Here is a 23,069-nt window from a genome sequence, read left to right on the forward strand (position 1 = left end):
GACAGTATCGAACCTGATTTAGCCGTCCGGCGCCGCCAACGCCCGCATCAGATCATCGGCTTCCGAACCTGCCTGAAAGCGGAACCCGTACATTTGCTCCGTGGCCAGAATCTCACCCAGTGCATCGCGCAACTGGGCCTCCGTGGGCGAGTCACGCAGCAGCTTGTGGGCCGGCAACAGCAACTCGGCAGAGACGCCCTGGACAGTCGCGGCATCGATCACGGCGAAGAGGATAAACCGCAAACGTATTTCGCGATCCGTGGGCCAAACCGTTTTTCGTTTACCCAATGTAGGGCCTCGTGTTTAAGAAAAATCCGAGGCTATTGCCCGCCGGGAAGCGTTTCAAGCAGCAGGAGGCAAGATAGGCCGCTTCCTACAATGGAAAGGGAAACACCGCACCGTTTGAGCTATTTATGCGCGCTGCCGCGTCTCACTGCACCGGCAGAAAATTCATCAGCAACAGGCTTTGTGCGTAATTGAGGCCGATGCGGCGGTAACGTTCATCAAGAATTTGGGTGAGCAAGTCGAGGCGCGCAACGATCTTGCCAAACTCGACAGCAAAACTGAGGTTACTGCCCTCCTCCGATATTTCATTGGAAAACAGCAGCAACACGCCATTGGCATCCTGACGCTGGCTGAGCAGCCAGGTGGCTTTCTCGATATTGCGTGCGGCATTGCTGACGAACTGCGGGTTGATCGAGTCAGTCACATAAAACTGCGTGCGCCCGCCGTGGGCGGTCACGAGCATGCTGCCGATCGCGTAGATAAACGCACCGACCCGGTCGCCACGAAAGTCGGGACTCAAGGAATAACTCAGGGCAACCAGATCACGCCGGTCTCCCAGTGCGGGCAAGGGTTGGCGGTTTTCGATGGCCTGGCGGATTTCCCGCGCGGCGCTCACCGCATCCGGGTAACCCGACTGGCGCCACTGGCTGGGGTTACGCAGGTAGAGCTTGCTCATCAGCAGGTAGAGGCTTTGCAGGTTGTCGCGCATGCCCAGGGTCGCCATGCGGTCGACGCTGGTCTGGAAGAACTCATCGGGCTTGCCGCTGCTGAACTGCCTGGCGATATCGCGGCCTTGTTGCTGGCTGCAACCCATTGCGCAGAGCGCGAACACCACGGCCAGCAACAGCGGCCATAGCGAGGTAAAAACAATTGACGTTCGATCCATCGGCACCGGGTCTGACTCTGTGGGCCACCCTCGGAGTCGGGTGGCCGGGACAGGGATAGATCAGCAGAATGGAAAAAAGTGCAGCCGCACGGGTCAGATAAGCATAGGACTACAGGCGCTGATCTGACCCGCACTGGATGACCGGGTGCGTTAAAGCAGTATCGTGGCAAGCATGCCCAAGGCGCCCAGGCAAAACCCGACCAGCGCGCCGCGTCCAGGCGCTTCATGAAACAGCGACCAGACCACCACGGGCTCAAGTAGCAACAAGGACGTGACCGAGACCACGGTGACAATCCAGATGTCACCCACCGCCCTGTACCCCAGCCAATAGGCGCCCAGCAGGCAAAACCCGGCAAAACACATCACCACGACGGGCAGCATAAACGCTCCCCAGGAGCCGCCGCCGGTGTGGGCCAGCCTGGCGGTTACCACCTCGCTGTAGATTGCACAAAACTCCCCGATCACCATCAACCCTAGAGCAAAAACTCCGAGTAGTTCTTTGGACATATCAAAAATTCCTTCGTATTCAGCGCGATATTTTTCAGCTCCCAGCCAGTGATGCTGGCGTCCAGGGAGGCATTGCCTTCATACGAAGTGCGTTTGAAAAGGCCTGAATTATCGAAGTACTTGTCCATGCTCGTATCCTTCAAAGGGGGTTGAGGCTCAGCGGCCCGATGCCGGGCGCGTGCCGATCATAGAGGCATCGTGATGTCATTCACAAATAGGGAATGCCGATATGTGTTTGCGGGAGCTTTTGGCGCCTTGCTAACGGCAATGGCCTGCTATACAGCCACTGCCCATGCTAGCCAAGCGCCGTGTCCAGAAACATCATCACCGCAAAGCCCAACATCAACCCTAATGTGGCAGATGTCTGGTGCCCATTGCGGTGGGTTTCTGGAATGACTTCGTGAGACACGACAAAAATCATTGCCCCTGCGGCAAGTCCTAATGCAATGGGATAACCCAACGCAAATCCACTTGAAATCCCCAGGCCGACCACGGCGCCCAGCGGCTCCATCAGTCCGGAGCCGATGGCAACAAGCGCGGCGCGCAATGCCGAAATGCCGGTCACGCGCAGCGCCAGTGCCACCGCCAGGCCCTCAGGGATATCCTGGATGGCGATAGCGGTTGTCAGGGGCATGCCAACGGTCAGGTCTCCATGGGCAAAGCTGACACCAATGGCCATGCCCTCGGGCAGGTTATGCAGCGTGATAGCAAGAACGAACAACCAGACACGGTTGAAGCGCTCGGTCTGTGGACCTTGGCGTCCAATCTCGGCGTGTTCGTGAGGTACGAAGCGGTCAAGTCCGACCATCAGCGCAACGCCAAGTGCAAGCCCCAACACGACGACGCCCGCGGCCAACAATTGATTGCCACTGATGGCTTGAGCAGCTTCAATGCCTGGCAGAATCAATGAGAAGGAACTCGCTGCGAGCATCATCCCGGCGGCGAACCCCAGCATCACATCCTGCGTCCTCGCGCCAATATCACGCAAAAGTATGGCAGCGATGGCACCGGCTGCCGTGGCGACAAAACCACTCGCGCCCCCCAATACGGCGTAGCGAAGATGGTTTTTATCGGCATCCACAATCGCACTATACCCGCAGGCGAGCAGCAGCACAGTGACCGTCGCAAGCACCGCCCAGAATAACCTGCCTGACCAGCCCAGCTGCGCAGCACGCCGGACCCAGCCATTCTTCAAGCCTTCAGGCGCCGTGGTCAGTTCCGACATCAGCCGCCCCGCTTGATTGAGCCGCGCCGTGCAGGACGTTTCATCAACGCCAGTTGCTGGACGAGGCGCCCAGCATCACGCTCGAACGAAGCGGCGGCCGAGCGGAACAGAGCGTCCAATGCTGTTACTGAAGTCGAAGCCGTATTCACGTGATCACGCGTCATGGGAATTTCCTGATTATAATTTTTTAGCTTGGGCCGCACGCCGTTACGGGCGTGGGGCAATGGTTGCTCAAACATTCATGTCAGGTTGCTGCGACAATATTGGAGCGGAAGTCGGCCGTCGGCTCACCTCCTCACAGTTATCTGAAGTGGCCTGTCAGGCAAAATTTCAAATAGATTTGGCGGTGGGTGACAAACGGTCGAAGAGCCGAAGTAGAAAACCCTGGCAGGAAGACCTGCTGCATGCTGATCCCCACGTTGGGGATGGCGTCCACACTGGGCCAAACACCGCGCGGCTCCAGTCAGTGCCCGGGTTATCTGCCGTGCACGGCCCCACGCGATATAAATCGCTTTAATGCACGCGTTCCCCAGATAGCAAAGGAAAATGCGCGATGAACAAATACCTGCTGTGTTCGCTGTTGGCACTGGTCGCGGGGTGCAGCACGGGGCCCTACCTGCATCCGGAATCGTCGGTGGGCCAGAATGCCCTGCTCTCACGAACCTGCCCGGGCGCACACGCCGCAATCAGTTTTACGCCACTGTCCGAGGAGCTCAACTGGGTTCGCGTGCTGGTGTATGTGGCCCCGCCGGGGACACTCAGTTGGCCGGGTAAGGTGAGGGCTACCGACACAGAACTTCGCCTGTTCGGTCGCCTGTATAAACCGCATCCGGGTAACGCCGCTACGTCGCTTTGGGTGAGTGCAGCCTCGCCTGACGTAACCGTGAAACTGGCTTCGGGGCAGACCTATCAGGTCAGTATTGAGCAGTTGAAAACTGGGTTCGACCCCAAGCAAATATCCACGTCCTCGATTAAAGGCACTCCTTTGGGTAAAGGCGACATGGACGACTTCACGCTGACCTTTCCGGATATCTTCGTCAACGGTGAAAAAGTCCCCATGGCGCCGATTCACTTCAAAAAGCGCGAAGAGCGTTATGCGCCGGTGTTCAATTGCTGAATCGAATCAGTCGGCGTTCATGAAACCGAATTACCTTGCACAGAAGCCAGCTTGATCCCGAGCGCTACAAAAGCGGCGGCAAAACTTCTGAACAGAGGCAACAGGTATTTGAAACTCATGATCACCGTCCTTGGTTGTGAAGAAGATGAGCACATTCTTCGTAACTATATCTCGTTTTATCGGAGGTGTTCTTTTGAGAGCAGCACGATTTGCGCCCCCGGCCCAGCGCCGGCCTTCTTGTTTCTAGTGATCCCCCACTCTGCTATGGTGGCGCCCTCACACCGCAAAGCAAGCATCAAAGAATGGGCTCATGGAAGACTTTTGTAATCGTCGTGATGACGTTGATCGGCAACCAGGTAGTAGCGGCGGAAAATGCCAACCCTTTCGAAAAAGGTCTGATGATCACGACGTTCCTGCCAACTATTCTGATTGGGGCAACGACGTCTCTCACCACCGAACCGCCAGAGCTTTTCAAATCAGCCAAAACCGATGCTCTTGCCTACATAGGCTCGAATGGCGAGATTCGCGGTGCGCAGTTTGAGCAAGCATCCCGGCATTATCGCTCGACTTATAGATCGCCCCTCATGTCCGATATGCAGCTCGCCCAGGCGATTGCGACTACATACTGATACCGACTGTTAAGGTACCCGTGGGCCGATCAGCGAGAGCGGATACCGGCAACAGATTATTTTTGCGCTAATTAGGGGCCACTGCCTTCACAACCCTCTCATCACTGATTGGGTGGCCAGTGGGGCATTTAACCTAGCCCTATCGAGACCCCTCGCCAGAGCGTTTGTCATCGTTTCTCCCGGCAATGAATCGGGCGCCTCCTCAAAAAGCATCTTCCCATTAATTCCGTAAACCCCAATGAACAACTCCGTTCTGCCGAGAAGCGACATTCGCACCTGGACGTTTAGAAGCGTGCCATCAGGCTGCCGCTCATCTACGGATCGAGTATGAAGTGCGGGATCAGCCCAGTCCCAGAAAACCTTACCCCTGTTTCTCATGTAAGCGCCCCGATGTTAAGGCGGCAATTATGCGACCGGATAGGGGAGGAAAATAGTACAGAGCGAGAGAAATTTTCTGTTTTCCCTGAGGCTCGGTGTTACTGATCCCACGATCAGCCCCGAATGAAACCCTGCATCACTCGCAGGTCTCGTCATAAATTGCCCTGATGCTTGAGTGCCGGCCTGGCATGTGAACTACCCCACCTTGATTGAGTCCATTACAGGAATGGAGACTCGAACAATCGCAATCAGGGAAGAAACGCCTTTGAAACTTCGTCTTTCAATCCTATTTTTCAGCATCGCCCTGAGTGCTGAGGTACAGGCTGCGCCAACTCCCGAAACCAAGGCGGTCTTTGAGCACGCAATGCTCTTAGCTGATGACATACAGCAACGTGTTGATCAACTGATTGACAAAGAACAGCAGGGAAAGATCGACAAGTTCACAATGAGCCAATCCATACAGGAAGCAACGAAAGGACTTGAGGCCTATGAGGATGAACTGCGTAAAGCCAGCGCTGGAGGACACGGTGTCGCGACATACTTATTGGCGAATCTGGACGATGGTCGTGCGGCAACCCTTCTAGATGGCCATGAGGCGATGCATGCAAAAGCCTGCGCGCTTTACCAGAGCGCCTCCGATCAAGGGTTGATTGCCGGAGCGGTAATAGTGCTGCGCAACTGTGACGAAGCGTTCCAGCGGTACAAATTCGATGACCCAGAGCTTCTGCGCAAGCATAGTCAGCTGGCCAGAGCTCTGGAGCAGCCTGATCGGTACTCTGATTATTACCCACTGCCAGCGAGAGGCTCTTACTGTTTCAAAGACTCTCAGCTACCCGAAGTCAACCACCAACAACCGTTGACCACCATGAGAGACATCCACCAACCGGTTGCTCTGAGCCTTGAACAGTTCCGCGCCGACGGTTATTACCTGTTGGCACTGAAGGGCGATAGCGTAAACCCTAAAGTTCGGGCCTATCTCAAGCAGGTGCAAATGCTGGCACCTGACTGCCTAGACCCCTCCCATCTCCAATCCTTGTTCGAAAAAATGGAGAGAAAACGCCACTGACTTAGTGCCATCTTTTGCCACGATTTGGCGCACTCAGAAACGTGGCGCGAGTGAGCCAAGTATAATTCGCCGATTTTTTCCGAGACACCAAACCCATGCACACACGCTTGTATCTCTGCGCAGTGCTTATCGTTGGCCCAGCTATGGCCGCGGAGCCCTCCCGCTACGGCTATGACGAAGCCCCAACTGACGGCTACATGTACGCCGTTAGGTATCAGCAAGCCAAGCTGGCGTGTGAATCGCTGCCCGAAGACCTTGAAGCGGACTATGCGAAAGCAATGCGCCTTACCAAAGAAGCCAGCCACGAATTTGCCAAAACCTATGCCAAAGGCTTGGCGGCAAATCTTAGGTGGCGCAAAGCAGCAAAGCCCGAAGATCAGGTATTGGAGTGCGACCAAAGTCAGCATGCACTGCGTGTGACGGTAAACCTTGCCCGCCAGTGGTTTCCAGGGGGGTGGTAGACGCTTGTACTATTCACTTCGTCGCTCAATGCCCCGGCGCCTTGTCACAGCGCAGGTAGTGTTCACAGTTCAGCGTACGACATAGCCAGCTCTTTACCCGCTGCCAATACGCAACCATCCAAGGGCAGGACAATTTGCCAACGTGGATGATGTATAACCGGGTGTCTGAAGGTGCCTTCGCAGAGGCTTGAGCCGTGTGCTGGGAAACTCGCATGCACGGTTCTTAGGGGGTTGGGCGCGGGTAACCGCGTCTGACTACCCGACAATCAAATCCGGCCGTGGGCTCTTGGGCGCTCGAACTGGCTGTTCGCGGGTTCGTAAGGGTGGAGCAACAAGGAATACCAGAGGTCGGCGAGAACGTCCGAGGGGCGCTACAAACGAGTAGTAAAAACTCTGGCCTTATAAAACAAGGACTCGCGAAACAAAAAACCAGACATCGGCTAAAAAACGTTTGTTACCTACCAATAATAGGAGTCTGCCCAATCCTTCAATTTATCTTTTATACATCGTGAGCTTGTTCGGTGATATATAGCCATCCTCATATTTGACTCTTTATCCTCCTCAGCTTCTTGCGAAAAGCTACGCCTGTGCTACACCTAACATTCGTTCAAGGAAGTTGTTCAACCAAAGGACTACCCAATGACAATCTACAGAGTTTATGTCCGAGGCCACGGTGGCGAACAGGCGCAGAAGTTTCCTCCTTCAAAGGATCTTCCGATCAGCATGATCACACTGGGTCAGTTTGGCAGCACCATGTCCGATGAAGTCGCGGATGACTATATCTATCATCATCGCGGCATTGATGACATCCAGGCGCAGATCAGAAACGAGGTCGTTATCTACTGGACCAAAGCCCAGCGCGACGACTGGTACGACCACAAACACCTGAGCTACTCGAAGCCTGCCCTAGGCATCAATCCCTATGAAACTCTGAGCCTGAACCTCGCGCTAGATGGAGACCGTGACATCGGCGATTGCGGCGTTTGTTACTGGAACGAGCCGGCAGCGGAGTTGACATGGATTGTCAAACTGCGCCATGGCGAAACGATTCTCCTAGCGGAGATTCTTGCGGAGTTACAAAGCATGCTCAACGGAGAGCAAGACTCCATCGAACTGTTCTGGACGGCCTGCATGAGTTCCAACTACTGGAGCGGCGACGCCAAAAAGGTCTCTTTCAACCCTACCAAGAAGGCGATGGGCAATGACTGAACAGAAAACTTAAAGTATTGTTGAAAGCATATCCGCCGCTTCATTTCAAAGTAAGAAATAAAGGCCCTGGCTATGCCGAGGCCTTTGCTTCAAAGCGCCAATTTGGTAGGTCCCTCTACGCTTAGCTCTTTTAGATGGGTTAGCACACATATCAGGGGAATACTCACTCCCAGATTTGCTTGAGCGAATGTACGAGAATCAGCTCGCATTGGAAGCAGCTCTGATGGAGTTGGCTCTCCAAAGTGAAAAGCAAGGCATGGATGAGGTTGGTAACGCCGAGCTTGGCAACCTGGTCAACGCTCCGGCAGCGCAGGTCTAGAGGAGCCCGCCCGGCCCTGGGAGCAGTCGCCTCAGAAAAGGAAGGACATAGACCGGGCGAACGCTGCAAACCATAAACCATAGCCAGGCGCAACGCCGACGGCTAACCGAGACGGTTTATCGACGTGTCGGGGAGATCGTGAAGCCGACCCACTGACAGAGATGCGCCACAAGTGGCGGAAACTGCCTTAAATGATGTGGAAACGATGAGGCTGTATGGTTTCTGATAGGTCAAACCCCAGAAACGCAAAAGCCCCGCTTTCGCGAGGCTTTTGTATGAATCTTGGCGGGAAACCAGGGATTCGAACCCTGGGAACGCTATTAACGTTCGCCGGTTTTCAAGACCGGTGCATTCAACCACTCTGCCAATTTCCCTTGTGCATCACAGGATTATAGTAGCTCATCCCGTGTCAGCGGGCGCCATAATACCCGAATGAAACACACTGTCAAACTCTCTGCATCGCTTGTTACAGGGCGTCTGTTATGATCTTTGCGACTGAACGTTTCAAAACTGAAGGAGTGTCGCCATGCGCGAACAGAATTACGCAGTGAATGGTAACGCGCAGGCTGAGCAGCTTGAAGTCAGCCGCGTGTTGCGCAACACCTACGGCTTGCTCGCCCTTACCCTCGCATTCAGCGGCGTGATGGCTTACGTGGCCCAACAGATGCGCGTCGGTTACCCGAATATCTTTGTCGTGTTGATCGGCTTCTATGGCCTGTTCTTCCTGACCAACAAGCTGCGCGACTCGGCCTGGGGCCTGGTGTCGGCGTTTGCCTTGACCGGTTTCATGGGCTTTATCCTCGGCCCGATCCTCAACCGCTACCTGGGCATGGCCGGCGGTGCGGAAGTGGTCAGTTCGGCGTTTGCCATGACGGCCCTGGTGTTTGGTGGCCTATCGGCCTACGTGCTGATCAGCCGTAAGGACATGAGTTTCCTGGGTGGCTTCATCACCGCAGGTTTCTTCGTGTTGCTGGCGGCTGTGGTGGCCAGCATGTTCTTCCAGATCAGTGGCCTGCAACTGGCGATCAGCGCGGGTTTTGTGCTGTTTTCCTCGGTGTGCATCCTGTTCCAGACCAGCGCCATCATCCACGGTGGTGAGCGTAACTACATCATGGCGACCGTGAGCCTGTATGTATCGATCTACAACCTGTTTATCAGCCTGTTGCAGATCTTCGGCATCATGAGCCGCGACGACTGATCAGTCGTCACAATAAAAAATGCCCCGTATCGCGAGATACGGGGCATTTTCATTTTCAGGCCTGAAAAATCAGTACTGGTTGGGCTCCATCTCCAGCTCAACCTTGAAACGCTGGAAGATATCCTGCTGGATACGTAGCGCCAGGTTGGCAATCTCGCGGCCTGTGGCGGTACCGTAGTTGACCAGCACCAGTGCCTGCAGCTTATGCACGCCCGCATCACCGTCACGAAAGCCCTTCCAGCCTGCCTTGTCGATCAGCCAGCCAGCGGCGAGCTTCATTTGCCCGTCGGCCTGGGGGTAAGCCACAAGGTCCGGATACTGGCTTTTCAGCTCATCAGCAACGGCCTGGGATACCAGTGGGTTCTTGAAGAAGCTGCCGGCATTGCCAAGCTCCGCTGGATCGGGCAGTTTTTCCCGGCGAATGCTGCAGATCGCCCGGCTGACATCGCTTGGCGTGGCGTTGGTAATACCCTGGGCGGCCAAGCGTTGTTGTACCGGGCCGTAGTCGAGTTTCAGCTGGCTGGCGCGGCTGAGGGCAAAGCGTACCCGCAGGATCAACCAGCGCCCGACTTCATGCTTGAACAGGCTGTCACGGTAAGCAAACCTGCATTCGTCCAAGCTGAAATCCCGCAGCTCGCCGGTCTGGCGATCCAGGGCGGTGAGGCCGGCGAACACATCCTTGATCTCCACGCCGTAGGCCCCGATGTTCTGCATCGGCGCCGCACCGACGGTGCCGGGGATCAGGCTGAGGTTTTCCAGACCGCAAAAGCCGTGCTCAAGGGTCCACAACACAAACGGATGCCAGGCTTCGCCTGCTTCGGCCTCGACGATGACCTGCTCGCCATCGTCATGCACCAGGCGAATGCCTTGGGTGGCCATGCGCAATACCAGGGCAGGCACATCCTGGGTCAGCAACAGGTTGCTGCCACCGCCTATCACCAACAGCGGCAGTGCTTGCGTGGCCGCGTAGGCCAGCGCCTCGCGGACATCCGCATCACTGTGGGCCTCGGCAAACAATTGAGCGCGCACATCAATGCCAAAGCTGTTGAATGGCTTGAGCGATACCTGCGCAAGCACTTGCAAGGTCATAAGCGCCCCTTCAATTCGATCACCAATAAATCGCAGGCGCGCTCGATCAGGTCCAGGACCCGCTCGAAACCTTGCTCACCCTCATAGTAAGGGTCTGGCACCTCGTCCACTTCACCGTCAAAGCGATGCAGGAACAAATCCAGTTCTGCCTTGCCCTGCCCCGGCTGCATGGCCTTGAGGTTGCGCAGGTTGCTGTGGTCCATGGCCAGGATCAGGTCATAGCGCGCAAAGTCAGCGCGGCTGACCTGCTGGGCACGCTGGGATGACAAGTCATAACCACGCGCCAGCGCCGCACGTTGGCTGCGCTGGTCCGGCGGGTTGCCGATATGCCATTCGCCGGTGCCGGCAGACGCCACTTCAACCTGGCCGGCCAAGCCTGCGTCGCGCAATTTATGGCGTAGCACGCCTTCAGCGGTCGGCGAGCGGCAGATATTGCCCAGGCATACAAACAGGACTTCCATCAGGCGCCCAGCAGGCGACGGACGCGCTCCAGATCTTCCTGGGTGTCGACACCTGCTGGCGGCGCCTCCAGGGCATCGCTGACATGGATGCGCACCCCGTGCCACAGGGCACGCAGTTGCTCCAGGGATTCGGTGTTTTCCAGCCAGCAGGGGCCCCAATTGACGAAATCATGCAGGAAGCCGGCACGATAGGCGTATATGCCGATGTGGCGGCGATACGGCACGCCTTCCGGCAATACGTCGCGATTGCTGGCGAAGGCATCCCGCGCCCAAGGCAGGGTCGAGCGACTGAACGTCAGTGCCAGGCCATTAATGTCGCTGACCACTTTCACCACGTTCGGGTTGAACAGCGTTTCAATATCTTCGATCGGTTCGGCCAGGGTCGCCATGCGGGCTTCACCATGGGCCGCCAGGTTGGCGGCAACCTGATCGATGACGCTCGGCGGGATCAACGGCTCATCGCCTTGTACGTTCACCACGATGGCATCTGGTGCCAAACCGAGCTGAGTGGCCACTTCGGCCAGGCGATCAGTGCCGGAGTTGTGGTCTTCACGGGTCAGTACCGCTTCGGCACCAAAGCCTTTGCACGCAGCGATAATACGCGGGTCATCGGTGGCGACCACCACGCGCTCGGCGCTGCTTTTGCAGGCTTGCTCCCACACCAGCTGAATCATCGGTTTGTCGCCGATCATTTGCAGCGGCTTGCCCGGCAGGCGCGTCGAGGCATAGCGCGAGGGGATGACAACGGTAAAGGCGGTGGTCATTTATCCAGGCGCTCATCGGTGGTCAAGGTGCGGGCTTCGCTTTCGAGCATGACCGGGATGCCGTCACGAATGGGGTAAGCCAGGCCGGCGCCCTTGCTGATCAGCTCGGTCTTGTCGGCGCTGAGCTTGAGCGGGCCTTTGCAGATCGGGCAAGCGAGGATATCGAGCAGTTTGGTGTCCATGAGTGTTTCCTGGAAAGAAGCGTTTTAAGGCAAGAGACGGTCGGGCAGCAGACGCATCAGCTGCGTGTCGAACCAGGCGACGAACGCCGGTGACGGCACCGCATCCACCGCAAGGTACCACCAGTCGGGCTGGGCAAAGGCGCGGCACTTCACCGCGTCCTTTTCGGTCATGACCAGCGGCAATGACGGGGTAAAACTCAAGACCTCGGCGCTGTAGGGCGCGTGGTCGGCAAAAACATGGGGTATCGGCTGCCAGTGTAGCGTTTCAAGGGTATTGAAGAAACGTTGCGGATTGCCGATACCAGCGACTGCATGCACCTGCTGGCCTTCAGGAAAGTAGGCTACCGGCTGGCGCTCGCCACTGTGCAGGTTAACCAGCGCAGTGGGTTGCAGGCGAAAGGCAAAGCCATCCTCACGGTCTGTCGCGGCACCGTTATACAGCAGCGCATCGACACTCTGCAGGCGCTCCACCGGCTCGCGCAACGGCCCGGCAGGCAGGCAGCGGCGATTGCCAAGCCCGCGGGCGGCATCGATCAGCACCAGTTCGAGATCGCGGGCCAGGCGGTAATGCTGCAGGCCGTCGTCGGAAAGGATCAGGTCAAGGGGTTCGCTGGCCAGCAGGGCCTTTACCGCGCGACTGCGGTCGGGGTCGATCATCAGCGCTACGCCGCTGCGCTGCACGATCAGCAAGGGCTCGTCGCCGGCCACGTCGGCGCTGTGGCCGGCCTCGACCCGCCACGGCAGTTGCGGCGGTTTGGCACCATAGCCACGGCTGACCACGCCCACGCGCAAACCGCTGCGGCGGCAGTGTTCGATCAGCCATAGGATCAACGGCGTCTTGCCGGTGCCTCCTACGGTGATATTGCCGACCACCACTATCGGCACCGGCGATTGATAGATCTCGCCCTCGCCCGCCACAAAGCGCGCACGCTTGCGTTGCACTACCCGGCGATACAGTGACTCCAGCGGGCGCAACAACACCAGTGCCGGATGGCCCTCGTACCAGGCCTTGAGCAAACGATCGGACATGGCCATCAGGGTGGGCTCGCCGCCTCGACGGTGGTCATGCGCAAATGACTGAAACCGAGCTTGCCGGCAGCGTCCATGGCGGTGATCACGGCTTGGTGCTGGGTCTTGCCGTCAGCGCTGATGGACAGCGGCAACTGGGTGTCACCACCGGATTCCTTCTGCAAGGCTTCCATCAGGCTGGCGAGGTCGTTTTTCTCCAGCAACTGATTATTCACCGAAAACACGCCATCGGCGCTGATGGCGATGTCCAGTTGCTTGACCTGCTGGTCTTCGGCAGGCGAACCGCTCACCGCCTCAGGCAAATCGACACGCAGCTGGGTTTCCCGGGTGAAGGTGGTGGTCACGACAAAGAACAGCAGCAGGATAAACACCACGTCGATCAATGACGCGAGGTTGATATCGACATTTTCCCGTTGCTTGCGGCGAAATTTCACGCTTTGCCCTCGACCAGGTCCACGTCACGGTCGCCCTGCACCACTTCCACCAGCTTGATGGCTTCCTGTTCCATGCCGACCACCAGCTCATCGATGCGCCGTTGCAGGAAGCGGTGGAAGAACACCGCGGGGATCCCCACCATCAGGCCCGCAGCCGTGGTGATCAAGGCCTTGGAAATACCGCCGGCAAGTACCGCCGCATTGGTCGCCATGCCCGCGCCCATGAATGAGCTGAAGATGTCGATCATGCCCAGCACCGTGCCGAGCAGGCCGAGCAGCGGTGCCATGGCGGCGATGGTACCGAGGGCGTTGATGTAACGCTCCAGCTCATGGATCACCCGCGCAGCCGCTTCTTCAATGCACTCTTTCATGATCTCGCGACCATGCTTGGAGTTGGCCAGGCCGGCGGCGAGGATTTCACCCAGCGGCGAATTGGCGCGCAGTTCCTTGAGTTTTTGCTTGTCGAGCTGCTTGTTCTTGATCCAGCCCCAGACCTGCCCCAGCAGGTGCTCGGGGGTGACGCGACTGGCGCGCAGGGTCCACAGGCGTTCGGCTACGATGCCGAGTGCGGCGATGGAGCTCAGAATGATCGGCAACATCATCCAGCCGCCGGATTTGACCAATTCCCACACAGTGAATGTCCCCTCGAAAAAGTGCGCCACTTTACCATATAGGTTCGGCAGCGGGGTTCGTCGGCTACAGGCCCGCCTGTCGCGGCCCAGAGTCTTTGGTAACGCCGGATGACGGTAACGGTTCGCGCCAGAACCTGCGTTGACTGCGCGCAACAGTCGGCGGCAGGAACGTTCCCAGCCGCAGGCGCACAGCGCCTTGTTCAGCGCTGTCATATACCCGACTGCCCAGGGCCTGATAGCGCTCCATTACTTGTGGATGAGGATGGCCGAATGCATTGCTGCGCCCGCGGGAGATCAGCACCGATGCCGGCGCCAGCCGCTGCAGGAAGGACCAGGACGAAGAGCTGCGGCTGCCATGGTGCGGGGCCTGCAACCAATCGGTGGGCACCGCCAGCGGCGAGGCCAGGAATGCCTGTTCGGCGGCGCGATCAATATCGCCGGTGAGCAGCAGGCGTTCGCCATTGGCCTCGACCTGCAGTACGCAGGACCTCGGATTGCCATCACTTGCACCGGCCCATTGCCACAGTTCAAAGGCCACGCCATCCCATTCCCACCGCTCGCCACTGTTACAAGGCTGGGTACCGAGAAACCCTGGCAGCCCTTCGGTTTCACCGCCCACCACGCGCTTGACGGGCAGCCCACGGGCCACTGCCGCCGCACCGCCGGCATGATCGGCATCAGCATGGCTGAGCAGCATCATGTCCAACTGCCCTACCCCGAGCTTTTTCAACGACGGCAAAACGACCCGCGCACCCTGGTCGACAGGCCCCGACCGGGGCCCTGCGTCATAAAGCAAGGAGTGATGGCGGGTGCGCAGAATCAGGGCCTGCCCCTGACCGACATCCAGCTGCACCACGTCCACCTGCCCATGGGGTATCAACTCCCTGGGCGGAAACACCGCCAACAACAGCATGGGCCAGCCCAATAACCGAAAGGGCAGCCCCTTGGGCAGCAGCAAAATTACCGCGCCCGCCAGGCTCACCAGCCAATAGCCCAGAGGCACCTCGGCCGGTATCCAGGCCGGCAGTTGCGCGGCCAACAGCGCCAGGCCCTTGAACAAGCCGTCCAGCGCACCACCGGCCAACCACAGCAAACCTGCGCCCGCCAACGGCACCCACAGCAGCGCCGTGCCTAGCAGCGCCAAGGGAAGCACCACCAGGCTGATCCACGGCACGGCAACCAGGTTGGCCACGGGTGCACTGAGGCTGATGGGCAAACCCAACACCAGCAACAGCGGGAACAAGCCAATGGCGATCAACCACTGGGGGCGCGTCCAGACCTGCCAAGGGCTCCACGGCCCCAGGCGCCCGCTGAATGCCAGGACCAGCGCCGCGACCGCCGCAAACGACAGCCAGAACCCCGGCTGCAGAGTGGCCAGGGGCTCAAGCATCAGCACAGCGTTCAGCGCCAGTAACAACGGCCACCAAACACCCAAGTGACGAAAGCGCAAACGCCACAGCAACACCAGGCCCACCATGACGCAAGCCCGCTGCACCGGCACGCCGAACCCCGCCAGCAGGCCATAAGCCAACGCCCCGGCAAATGCCAAGCCACACGCCCACGGCAACCACGGCCAGGTTCGGGGCCAGCACCCATGGCGCGCCAACAAAGCGATCAAGCCGTAGATCAACCCCGCCAGCAAGCCAATGTGCTGCCCGGAAATCACCAGCAGATGCACCGTGCCTGTGTCCTGCAACACCTGCCAGTCCTCAGGCGCCAGCCCGGAACCGTCGCCCAGTACCAATGCAGCCAAGCCCGCCTCACGGCCCTGGGCATCCACGGCCATCAGGCGCTGGCGGACAGCATCGCGCCAGGCATTGCGGGCCGGCGCCAGGCGCTCGCCGTCCTTCACCGTCGCGGTGGCGCCGATACGCTGGGCCAGCAGCCAAGCCTCATGGTCAAACCCGTGGAAATTGAGCAGGCCGGCAGGCCGCTTTAGCGTCAATGCCAGGCGCCAGCGCTCCCCGCTGTTAACCGCCGGCCCGCCATGCCAGGACACGCGAATGCGCTTGGGCAGCTGCGCACTGCGCGACCGGCTGTCGGCGAGTTCGAAGCGCACGCTCGTGCCCATCTGCTGCGGCAGGCCGATAATACGGCCTTCGACCCAGCGCGTCTGCCCGTCCAGCACCGGGCGCAAGCGGTCATCCAGCGCCCTCTGCGCACTGATACAGGCCCAACTCAAACCCAACAGGAAGAAAGCCACGGGATAGGTGCGAAAAGGCAGCAGCATCAACGCCAGCACCAACATGGCCAACACCCCTGCGCCAGACGGCAACGCAGGTAACCAACGCAACGCCAGTAGCCCCAGCGCCAAGGCCAACATCGCTGTTTTCATGGATCATCCTTTTCCACTGATCCACTCAGTCTTAGCTGGCTGACCGGCAACGCCTATGATGTTTTGTCACAAAGTCTGAGTTTTCTGTTTATAGAATCCGGGCATACTTGCCCCTCAAAATGACCTGGACCCCTTATGCCCCGGCGCTTATTCAAACGGTACATGCCCGATCCCAGCAGTATCAGGGAACATAAGTCATTACAGTTTCTTGGCACCCTGCTGCATGATCCGAACCTCTGGCACCTGAACCGGCATTCAGTGGCTCGTGCCATGGCGGTGGGCTTATTTGCGGCGTTTATTCCGATTCCATTGCAGATGCTGCTTGCGGCAATCCTGGCGATCGTCGTGCGCGGCAATATGCCGATCGCCGTCAGCCTGGTGTGGCTGACCAACCCGATCACCATGCCGGTGGTGTTTGTGTGTACCTACATGACCGGCGCCTGGCTGATGAACGTACCGCCGCGCAGCCTGCCCGATAACCTCACATGGGAATGGATCAGCGGCCAGCTGAGCACGCTCTGGCAGCCGTTCCTGCTGGGCTCTGTGGTGCTGGGCCTGGTGTTGGGGGCACTGGCCTATTGCTTGACGATGACGTACTGGCGCTGGTGGGTGGCGCACCAGTGGAAAAAACGTAAATTGCGTCGGCGCTGAAAAGCTAACGCGCCAGCAAGCGCAGATGCACCCGCAGGCCCTGCCCGGTATTTTCCGCCCATAAGCGCCCGCCCTGGCGCTGCACGGCGTTGCGGGCGATGCTCAGGCCCAGGCCGAAACCACCATCGCCGGGCCGCGAACCGTCCAAACGGGTAAAAGGCGCGAAGATGCGTTCCAAATCCCGCTCATCAATACCGCCGCCCTGATCCTGCAGCCAGATATGCCAATAATCCCCCTCGCGACACCCGTCCAGTTGCACGCAGCCATCGTCGGGAGAGTGGCGTATGGCGTTGCGCAGGATATTTTCCAGGGCCTGGGCCAGTGCGTTCAGGTTGCCGCTCACCCAGCTGTCGGCCGGCAACAGGCACGGCAAGCGCGACGCCGGCCAGTGGCTTTCGAAACAGGCGTTATCGCGCAACATGTCCCATAACGCCTGGAGCTGAATGTCTTCCTGGGGCAGCGGCGCGGTTTCGCTGTCGAGCCAGGCCAGTTGCAGGCTGTCTTCCACCAGGCGTTGCATGGCGTCGATTTCCCGGCCCAGGCGCTCACGCAGGCGGGCCGGGTCTTGCTCGCTGTCGCAGGCCACCCGCAGGCGGCTCAAGGGCGTACGCAGTTCATGGGACATGTCGCGCAGCAACTGCTGCTGCAAGCGCACCGTGCCCTGCAAGCGTTCGGACATGTGGTCAAAGGCGCGCCCCAACTCTCCCAATTCATCCTGGCGGCTGGTCGCATCCAGGGACAGCCGCGTATGCAACTGGTCCGCACGCCAGGCATTGGCCTGCTCGCGCAGTTGATTGAGGGGCATGATCAGCAGTCGATAGAGGCCGATGCACAGCAACAGGGTAAACAGGCCCGGAATCACACCGTTGGTGACTATCCGCCAGAACAGTTGATAGCGCCCCGGCATAAAACGTTGCGGCAACTCGATCACCAGCGACCCCAGGGCAGGGTCGACCGGAAACGGCACCTTCATCCAGGGCAGCCCTATGACATGCCGGCTGACCGGCCAATCCAGCCCACGTAAAAAGGTCAGGCGCTGGCTTTCCTTGTCACTCAGGGGCGTGTTGCTGAGGGATTGCAAATCGTTGCCGATCACGCCAACCCAGGTGGTTTCACGCTTGGCCATCAGTTGTAACCAGGCATCCACCCCGGCGCGACCTTGTGTGCTCCAGGCCAGCTCGGCGCCTGCCGCATAGCCATCGAGAATCTCCCGCGACTTGTCCGACAGGTACGCGCTCTGCTGCTCCATGTAGCGGCCCCACGACCAACTGAGCCAGATCATCAGCAAACAGAAGGCGATCAACAAGCAGGCCAGTTTCCAGAACAGCGAGTGCTTGCCCGGCAGCCGCTCAAAGCCCTTCATCATGACCGCTCAGCACGTAGCCCTTGCCCCACACCGTGCGCACTTCACGCTCGGCATAGCCGATGGCCTTGAGTTTGCGGCGAATCTGGCTGACGTGCATGTCGAGGCTGCGGTCATGGGGCGCATAACCACGCTGCAGCACCTGCTGGTACAGGAAGGCTTTGCTGAGGACTTCTTCAGCGTTGCGGTGCAGGGTTTCCAGCAGCCGGTACTCGCTGCGCGTCAGCCCGCCCCACTGTGCCTGGCAGCACACATCACAGCGCTCATCATCAAAATGCAGCACCGGGGCATTCTCACGCATCACTGCGCGCGGCGGCTCAGGCCGGCGATCCAGTGCCACCCGGCGCAGGATGGCTTCAATGCGCACGCGCAATTCAGCCATGCTGAACGGCTTGGGCAGATAGTCATCCGCGCCCAGGCGAAAGCCGCTGATGCGGTCGGCTTCGGCGCCCAGGGCCGACATCAGGATCACCGGCATGGCGTGGCTCTGGCGCAAATGAGTGAGGATCGACAGCCCGTCCAGCCCCGGCAACAGGATGTCCATCAACACCAGGTCAAATGCCTGGTCTCGGGCCATTTGCAGGCCTTGCTGACCGTTGCGGCACCACGTCACCTGAAAACCACAGCGGCCGAGCTGCTCATGCACGTAGGCCCCCAACACAGGGTCATCTTCGATGGTCAGGATAGTGGGTAGGCCAACTGTTGCGGGAGTCATTAGCGTCTGCAAGTCATTCTCAATCACTGATTATTCAAGATTAAATGGCTACAGGCAATCGCCACCCGGCGCCGAATGGCCCGAAGATTGCCGCATGTCATTAATTTGCAAGATTCCAGACCGTGCAAATGGCTACACTGCGCAGGTGGCGCGGGCCGGATGCCAGCGTGGATAATTGATAACAACGTGGTAGCAGGAGAGTGGCGTGCTTAGAAGAATGGGGATAAAAGGCCGCGTACTGTTGCTGACCTTATTACCGACCAGCCTGATGGCCTTGGTGTTGGGAGGCTACTTCACCTGGATGCAACTGTCGGAATTGCAGAGCCAGTTGCTGCAACGCGGCGAAATGATCGCCGAACAATTGGCGCCGCTGGTGGCGCCTGCCCTGGGCCATAAGAACACTGAACTGCTGGAGCGCATCGCCACTCAATCCTTGGAGCAGTCAGACGTGCGCGCGGTGTCGTTCCTCGCTCCAGACCGTTCGTCCTTGGCCCACGCCGGCCCGACCATGCTCAACCCGCCGCCTACCGGTAACAGTTCGCATCTACTGCAGCGCACCGGCAACGATGCCACCCGTTATCTGCTGCCGGTATTCGGCCGGCATCGCAATCTGGCGGGCGAACTCATCCCCGATGAGTCTGACCGCCTGCTGGGGTGGGTCGAAGTGGAGCTGTCCCACAACGGCATGCTGCTGCGCGGCTACCGCAGCCTGTTCGCCAGCCTGTTGCTGATCGCCATCGGCCTGATGTGTACCGCTGCCCTCGCCCTGCGAATCAGCCGCACCATCAATTCACCGATTGGCCAGATCAAGCAAGCCGTGGCCCAGCTCAAGGACGGCAACCTGGAAACACGTCTGCCGCTGTTGGGCAGCCAGGAGCTGGACCAGCTCGCGTCGGGCATCAACCGCATGGCCGAAACCCTGCAGAATGCCCAGGAAGAATTGCAACACAGCATCGAGCAGGCCACCGAAGACGTGCGCCAGAACCTGGAGACCATCGAGATCCAGAACATCGAGCTGGACCTGGCTCGCAAGGAAGCCCTGGAGGCCAGCCGCATCAAGTCGGAGTTCCTGGCCAATATGAGCCATGAGATCCGCACGCCACTCAACGGCATCCTCGGCTTTACCCACCTGCTGCAAAAAAGCGAGCTGTCGCCGCGCCAGCTGGATTACCTGGGCACCATCGAAAAATCCGCCGACAACCTGCTGGGTATCATCAACGAGATCCTTGACTTCTCGAAGATCGAAGCCGGCAAGCTGGTACTCGACAGCGTGCCGTTCAACCTGCGGGATCTGCTGCAAGACACCCTGACCATCCTCGCCCCCGCCGCCCATGCCAAGCAGCTTGAACTGGTCAGCCTGGTGTACCGCGACACGCCGCTGGCGTTGGTGGGCGACCCGCTGCGCCTCAAGCAGATCCTGACCAACCTGATCAGCAACGCGATCAAGTTCACCCGCGAAGGCACCATCGTTGCCCGGGCGATGATCGAGGATGAGCAGGAAGACAGCGTGCAATTGCGCATCAGCGTGCAAGACACCGGCATTGGCCTGTCCAACCAGGATGTCCGCGCACTGTTCCAGGCGTTCAGCCAAGCCGACAACTCGCTGTCGCGCCAGCCCGGCGGCACTGGCCTGGGGTTGGTAATTTCCAAACGTTTGATCGAGCAGATGGGCGGCGAAATCGGCGTCGACAGCACGCCAGGTGAAGGTTCCGAGTTCTGGATCAGCCTGAACCTGCCAAAGACCCGTGACGACGTTGAAGACCTGCCCGGCCCGCCGCTGCTGGGTCGCCGCGTGGCCGTGCTGGAAAACCACGAACTGGCACGCCAGGCCCTGCAACACCAACTGGAAGACTGCGGCCTGGAAGTCACACCGTTCAACACCCTGGAAAGCCTGACCAATGGCATCACCAGTGCGCACCAGACCGAACAGGCGATCAGCCTGGCGGTGCTCGGCGTCACTGCCAATGACATTCCACCCGAGCGCCTCAACCAGCATTTATGGGACCTTGAACACCTGGGCTGCAAGGTCCTGGTGTTGTGCCCGACCACCGAGCAGATGCTGTTCAACCAATCGGTGCCCAACCCCAACAGCCAGTTGCAGGCCAAGCCCGCTTGCACACGCAAGCTGCGCCGCTCCCTGGCCGACCTGATCAGCCCGCGCCCCTCGCGCAGCGAACCGGGAGAGCCGCTGTCCAGCCGTGCGCCACGGGTGCTGTGCGTGGACGACAACCCGGCCAACCTGCTACTGGTACAAACCCTGCTGGAAGACATGGGCGCCAAGGTGCAGGCGGTGGAAAGCGGTTATGCGGCCATTGATGCGGTGAAGCAGGAAACCTTCGACCTGGTGTTGATGGATGTACAAATGCCCGGCATGGACGGCCGCCAGAGCACCGAGGCCATCCGCCAGTGGGAAAGCGAACGCCACGGCACGCCGCTGCCGGTGGTCGCCCTCACGGCCCACGCCATGGCCAACGAAAAACGCGCCCTGCTGCAAAGCGGCATGGACGACTACCTGACCAAGCCCATCAGTGAGCGGCAATTGGCCCAGGTGGTGTTGAAATGGACCGGCCTGGCCCTGCGCAACCAAGGCCCGGAGCGCGTCAACGACGGCCTGGCCCAGGGCGTGCAACTGCTGGTGCTCGACCACGAGGAAGGCCTGCGCCTGGCCGCCAACAAGGCAGACCTCGCCGCTGACATGCTCGCCATGCTGCTGGCTTCCCTGGAAGCTGATCGCCTGGCAATCACCCTCGCCCGCGAAGCCAATGACAACCATGCCCTGATCGAACGCGTCCACCGTCTGCACGGCGCCACGCGCTACTGCGGCGTGCCACAACTGCGCGCAGCCTGCCAACGCGCCGAAACCCTGCTCAAGCAGGATGATGCCAAGGCCATGGCCGCGCTGGATGAACTGGACATGGCAATTGCGCGGCTGGCCAGTGAAGCCAGAGTGAGTGCCTGACCCTGTTTTCATGGGCAACGAATCAACAATGTGGGAGGGGGCTTGCCCCCGATAGCAGTGTGTCAGTAGACGAATCCATCGCTGATGCACCGCTATCGGGGGCAAGCCCCCTCCCACATTTAGCAAGCATTTCATACTCGTAAATTGCAGGGAGCCTTCTTGATGCGCGTCATTCTCTTCAGCAGCCAAACCTACGACCGCGAGAGTTTCCTCGGCGAACCACAGCCGGCTGGCCTGGAGCTGCAATTCCAACCCGCCCGCCTCAACCTCGACACCGTGGCCCTGGCCGAACATCACGAGGTGGTCTGCGCCTTTATCAACGACGACCTCAGCGCACCGGTATTGGAGCAACTGGCTAAAGGCGGCACGCGCCTGATCGCCCTGCGTTCGGCCGGCTACAACCACGTCGACTTGCCGGCTGCCAAGCGCCTGGGCCTGACCATCGTGCGCGTGCCCGCGTATTCGCCCCACGCCGTGGCCGAACATGCCGTGGCGCTGATCCTGGCGCTCAACCGGCGCCTGCACCGGGCCTACAACCGCACCCGCGATGGCGATTTCAGCCTGCACGGGCTCACCGGCTTCGATCTGGTCGGCAAGACCGTCGGCGTGGTCGGCACCGGGCAGATCGGCGCCACCTTCGCCAAGATCATGGCCGGCTTCGGCTGCCAGCTGCTGGCCCATGACCCTTTTCCCAACCCCCAGGTCCAGGCCCTCGGCGCCCGTTACGTGAGCCTGCCCGAATTACTGGCCGAGGCGCAGATCATCAGCCTGCACTGCCCGTTGACCGTCGACAGCCAGCACCTGATCAACGCCCGCTCCCTGGCGCAGATGCAGCCCGGCGCGATGCTGATCAATACTGGGCGCGGTGGCCTGGTCGATACCCCGGCGCTGATCGAAGCGCTCAAGGAGGGCCAGTTGGGTTATCTGGGGCTGGATGTGTACGAGGAAGAGGCCCAACTGTTTTTCGAGGACCGCTCGGACCTGCCCCTGCAAGACGACGTGCTCGCCCGCCTGTTGACCTTCCCCAACGTGATCATTACCGCGCATCAGGCATTTCTCACCCGCGAGGCCCTGGCGGCGATTGCCGGCACGACACTGGCCAACATCGCGGCGTGGGCAGAGGGTCGGGCGCAGAACCGGGTCGAGGGATGATCAGCGGTCACATACCAGGCTCA

Annotated in this window: 25 protein-coding genes, 1 tRNA gene and 1 pseudogene; 10 read left to right on the top strand and 17 right to left on the bottom strand. The window is 59.5% G+C overall.

The genetic code is table 11. The annotated features are described in order from the left end of the window. Positions 1–18: 18 nt before the first annotated feature. The 6 genes from TU73_RS24850 to TU73_RS29060 all read right to left on the bottom strand — a co-directional run bounded on the left by TU73_RS24850 (position 19) and on the right by TU73_RS29060 (position 3,067). Positions 19–288, bottom strand: a complete 270-nt coding sequence (locus tag TU73_RS24850; RefSeq protein WP_057014413.1) for a hypothetical protein — start codon at positions 286–288, stop codon at positions 19–21. A gap of 142 nt (positions 289–430) precedes the next feature. Continuing rightward, complete coding sequence (locus TU73_RS24855; protein WP_057014414.1) at positions 431–1,171, bottom strand: hypothetical protein; 741 nt, start codon at positions 1,169–1,171, stop codon at positions 431–433. 150 nt (positions 1,172–1,321) lie between these two features. Then, a complete protein-coding gene (locus TU73_RS24860) occupies positions 1,322–1,639 on the bottom strand; it encodes a hypothetical protein (protein WP_057014415.1) in 318 nt (105 codons plus the stop codon). 5 nt (positions 1,640–1,644) lie between these two features. After that, positions 1,645–1,806 (bottom strand): hypothetical protein, encoded by a 162-nt coding sequence (locus TU73_RS29200; protein ID WP_164484442.1) that lies wholly within the window; start codon positions 1,804–1,806, stop codon positions 1,645–1,647. 167 nt (positions 1,807–1,973) lie between these two features. Beyond that, positions 1,974–2,903: a ZIP family metal transporter gene (locus TU73_RS24865; RefSeq protein ID WP_057014416.1), complete on the bottom strand. Its 930-nt coding sequence runs from the start codon at positions 2,901–2,903 to the stop codon at positions 1,974–1,976. Further along, positions 2,903–3,067, bottom strand: a complete 165-nt coding sequence (locus TU73_RS29060; RefSeq protein ID WP_156421255.1) for a hypothetical protein — start codon at positions 3,065–3,067, stop codon at positions 2,903–2,905. The genes TU73_RS24865 and TU73_RS29060 overlap by 1 nt, the downstream gene beginning before the upstream one ends. Positions 3,068–3,291: 224 nt before the next feature. Here TU73_RS29060 and TU73_RS29420 point away from each other — a divergent pair. The 6 genes and pseudogenes from TU73_RS29420 to TU73_RS24895 all read left to right on the top strand — a co-directional run. Next, positions 3,292–3,380 (top strand): annotated as a pseudogene (locus TU73_RS29420) (DUF159 family protein); the annotation flags it as partial. Positions 3,381–3,456: 76 nt separating this feature from the next. After that, positions 3,457–4,020 carry a hypothetical protein gene (locus TU73_RS24870; RefSeq protein ID WP_057014417.1) on the top strand — a complete coding sequence of 188 codons (564 nt, stop codon included), beginning with the start codon at positions 3,457–3,459 and terminating at the stop codon, positions 4,018–4,020. 302 nt (positions 4,021–4,322) lie between these two features. Continuing rightward, positions 4,323–4,649: a DUF2388 domain-containing protein gene (locus tag TU73_RS24875; RefSeq protein ID WP_057014418.1), complete on the top strand. Its 327-nt coding sequence runs from the start codon at positions 4,323–4,325 to the stop codon at positions 4,647–4,649. Positions 4,650–5,217: 568 nt separating this feature from the next. Continuing rightward, a complete protein-coding gene (locus TU73_RS24885) occupies positions 5,218–6,093 on the top strand; it encodes a hypothetical protein (RefSeq protein WP_156421256.1) in 876 nt (291 codons plus the stop codon). A gap of 95 nt (positions 6,094–6,188) precedes the next feature. Then, positions 6,189–6,554 carry a hypothetical protein gene (locus TU73_RS24890; RefSeq protein WP_156421257.1) on the top strand — a complete coding sequence of 122 codons (366 nt, stop codon included), beginning with the start codon at positions 6,189–6,191 and terminating at the stop codon, positions 6,552–6,554. A 639-nt stretch (positions 6,555–7,193) separates the two neighbouring features. Further along, on the top strand, positions 7,194–7,763 hold the full coding sequence (locus TU73_RS24895) for a hypothetical protein (protein WP_057014422.1): 570 nt from the start codon (positions 7,194–7,196) through the stop codon (positions 7,761–7,763). Positions 7,764–8,365: 602 nt separating this feature from the next. Here TU73_RS24895 and TU73_RS24900 read toward each other — a convergent pair. Continuing rightward, a tRNA-Ser gene (locus TU73_RS24900) sits at positions 8,366–8,456 on the bottom strand. A 152-nt stretch (positions 8,457–8,608) separates the two neighbouring features. Here TU73_RS24900 and TU73_RS24905 point away from each other — a divergent pair. Continuing rightward, entirely contained in the window at positions 8,609–9,280 is a 672-nt protein-coding gene (locus tag TU73_RS24905) for a Bax inhibitor-1/YccA family protein (protein ID WP_046068609.1), read from the top strand. A gap of 69 nt (positions 9,281–9,349) precedes the next feature. Here TU73_RS24905 and murB read toward each other — a convergent pair whose 3' ends face one another. The 8 genes from murB to TU73_RS24945 all read right to left on the bottom strand — a co-directional run bounded on the left by murB (position 9,350) and on the right by TU73_RS24945 (position 16,206). Further along, complete coding sequence (murB, locus tag TU73_RS24910) at positions 9,350–10,369, bottom strand: UDP-N-acetylmuramate dehydrogenase (protein WP_057014423.1); 1,020 nt, start codon at positions 10,367–10,369, stop codon at positions 9,350–9,352. After that, complete coding sequence (locus TU73_RS24915; protein WP_057014424.1) at positions 10,366–10,830, bottom strand: low molecular weight protein-tyrosine-phosphatase; 465 nt, start codon at positions 10,828–10,830, stop codon at positions 10,366–10,368. The genes murB and TU73_RS24915 overlap by 4 nt, the downstream gene beginning before the upstream one ends. Further along, positions 10,830–11,594 carry a 3-deoxy-manno-octulosonate cytidylyltransferase gene (kdsB, locus tag TU73_RS24920; RefSeq protein WP_057014425.1) on the bottom strand — a complete coding sequence of 255 codons (765 nt, stop codon included), beginning with the start codon at positions 11,592–11,594 and terminating at the stop codon, positions 10,830–10,832. The genes TU73_RS24915 and kdsB overlap by 1 nt, the downstream gene beginning before the upstream one ends. Next, positions 11,591–11,776 carry a Trm112 family protein gene (locus TU73_RS24925; protein ID WP_003174668.1) on the bottom strand — a complete coding sequence of 62 codons (186 nt, stop codon included), beginning with the start codon at positions 11,774–11,776 and terminating at the stop codon, positions 11,591–11,593. Before TU73_RS24925 ends, kdsB begins: the two co-directional genes overlap by 4 nt. A gap of 24 nt (positions 11,777–11,800) precedes the next feature. Then, positions 11,801–12,811, bottom strand: coding sequence for a tetraacyldisaccharide 4'-kinase (gene lpxK / locus TU73_RS24930; RefSeq protein WP_057014426.1), 1,011 nt, complete (start codon positions 12,809–12,811; stop codon positions 11,801–11,803). Beyond that, positions 12,811–13,239 carry an ExbD/TolR family protein gene (locus tag TU73_RS24935; protein ID WP_043046643.1) on the bottom strand — a complete coding sequence of 143 codons (429 nt, stop codon included), beginning with the start codon at positions 13,237–13,239 and terminating at the stop codon, positions 12,811–12,813. Before TU73_RS24935 ends, lpxK begins: the two co-directional genes overlap by 1 nt. After that, the gene (locus TU73_RS24940; protein ID WP_046068614.1) at positions 13,236–13,871 is read right to left on the bottom strand and encodes a MotA/TolQ/ExbB proton channel family protein; all 636 of its coding nucleotides are present in this window, start codon (positions 13,869–13,871) and stop codon (positions 13,236–13,238) included. The genes TU73_RS24935 and TU73_RS24940 overlap by 4 nt, the downstream gene beginning before the upstream one ends. A gap of 64 nt (positions 13,872–13,935) precedes the next feature. Beyond that, positions 13,936–16,206, bottom strand: a complete 2,271-nt coding sequence (locus TU73_RS24945; RefSeq protein ID WP_057014427.1) for a DNA internalization-related competence protein ComEC/Rec2 — start codon at positions 16,204–16,206, stop codon at positions 13,936–13,938. A 135-nt stretch (positions 16,207–16,341) separates the two neighbouring features. On the opposite strand from TU73_RS24945, the gene TU73_RS24950 reads away from it, so the two are divergent. Further along, complete coding sequence (locus tag TU73_RS24950; RefSeq protein WP_043046639.1) at positions 16,342–16,857, top strand: DUF2062 domain-containing protein; 516 nt, start codon at positions 16,342–16,344, stop codon at positions 16,855–16,857. Between the two features lie 4 nt (positions 16,858–16,861). Here the strand turns inward: TU73_RS24950 and TU73_RS24955 are convergent, their stop codons facing one another. Beyond that, the gene (locus TU73_RS24955) at positions 16,862–18,220 is read right to left on the bottom strand and encodes a sensor histidine kinase (protein ID WP_057014428.1); all 1,359 of its coding nucleotides are present in this window, start codon (positions 18,218–18,220) and stop codon (positions 16,862–16,864) included. Next, on the bottom strand, positions 18,207–18,935 hold the full coding sequence (locus TU73_RS24960; RefSeq protein WP_057014429.1) for a response regulator transcription factor: 729 nt from the start codon (positions 18,933–18,935) through the stop codon (positions 18,207–18,209). The genes TU73_RS24955 and TU73_RS24960 overlap by 14 nt, the downstream gene beginning before the upstream one ends. A 205-nt stretch (positions 18,936–19,140) precedes the next feature. Here TU73_RS24960 and TU73_RS24965 point away from each other — a divergent pair, with 205 nt between their 5' ends. Further along, the gene (locus TU73_RS24965) at positions 19,141–21,894 is read left to right on the top strand and encodes a response regulator (protein WP_057014430.1); all 2,754 of its coding nucleotides are present in this window, start codon (positions 19,141–19,143) and stop codon (positions 21,892–21,894) included. Positions 21,895–22,056: 162 nt separating this feature from the next. Then, positions 22,057–23,046: a 2-hydroxyacid dehydrogenase gene (locus TU73_RS24970; RefSeq protein ID WP_057014431.1), complete on the top strand. Its 990-nt coding sequence runs from the start codon at positions 22,057–22,059 to the stop codon at positions 23,044–23,046. Positions 23,047–23,069: the final 23 nt, after the last annotated feature.

It is taken from the genome of Pseudomonas libanensis (genome assembly GCF_001439685.1).
In the GTDB taxonomy this organism is placed as follows: domain Bacteria; phylum Pseudomonadota; class Gammaproteobacteria; order Pseudomonadales; family Pseudomonadaceae; genus Aquipseudomonas; species Aquipseudomonas libanensis.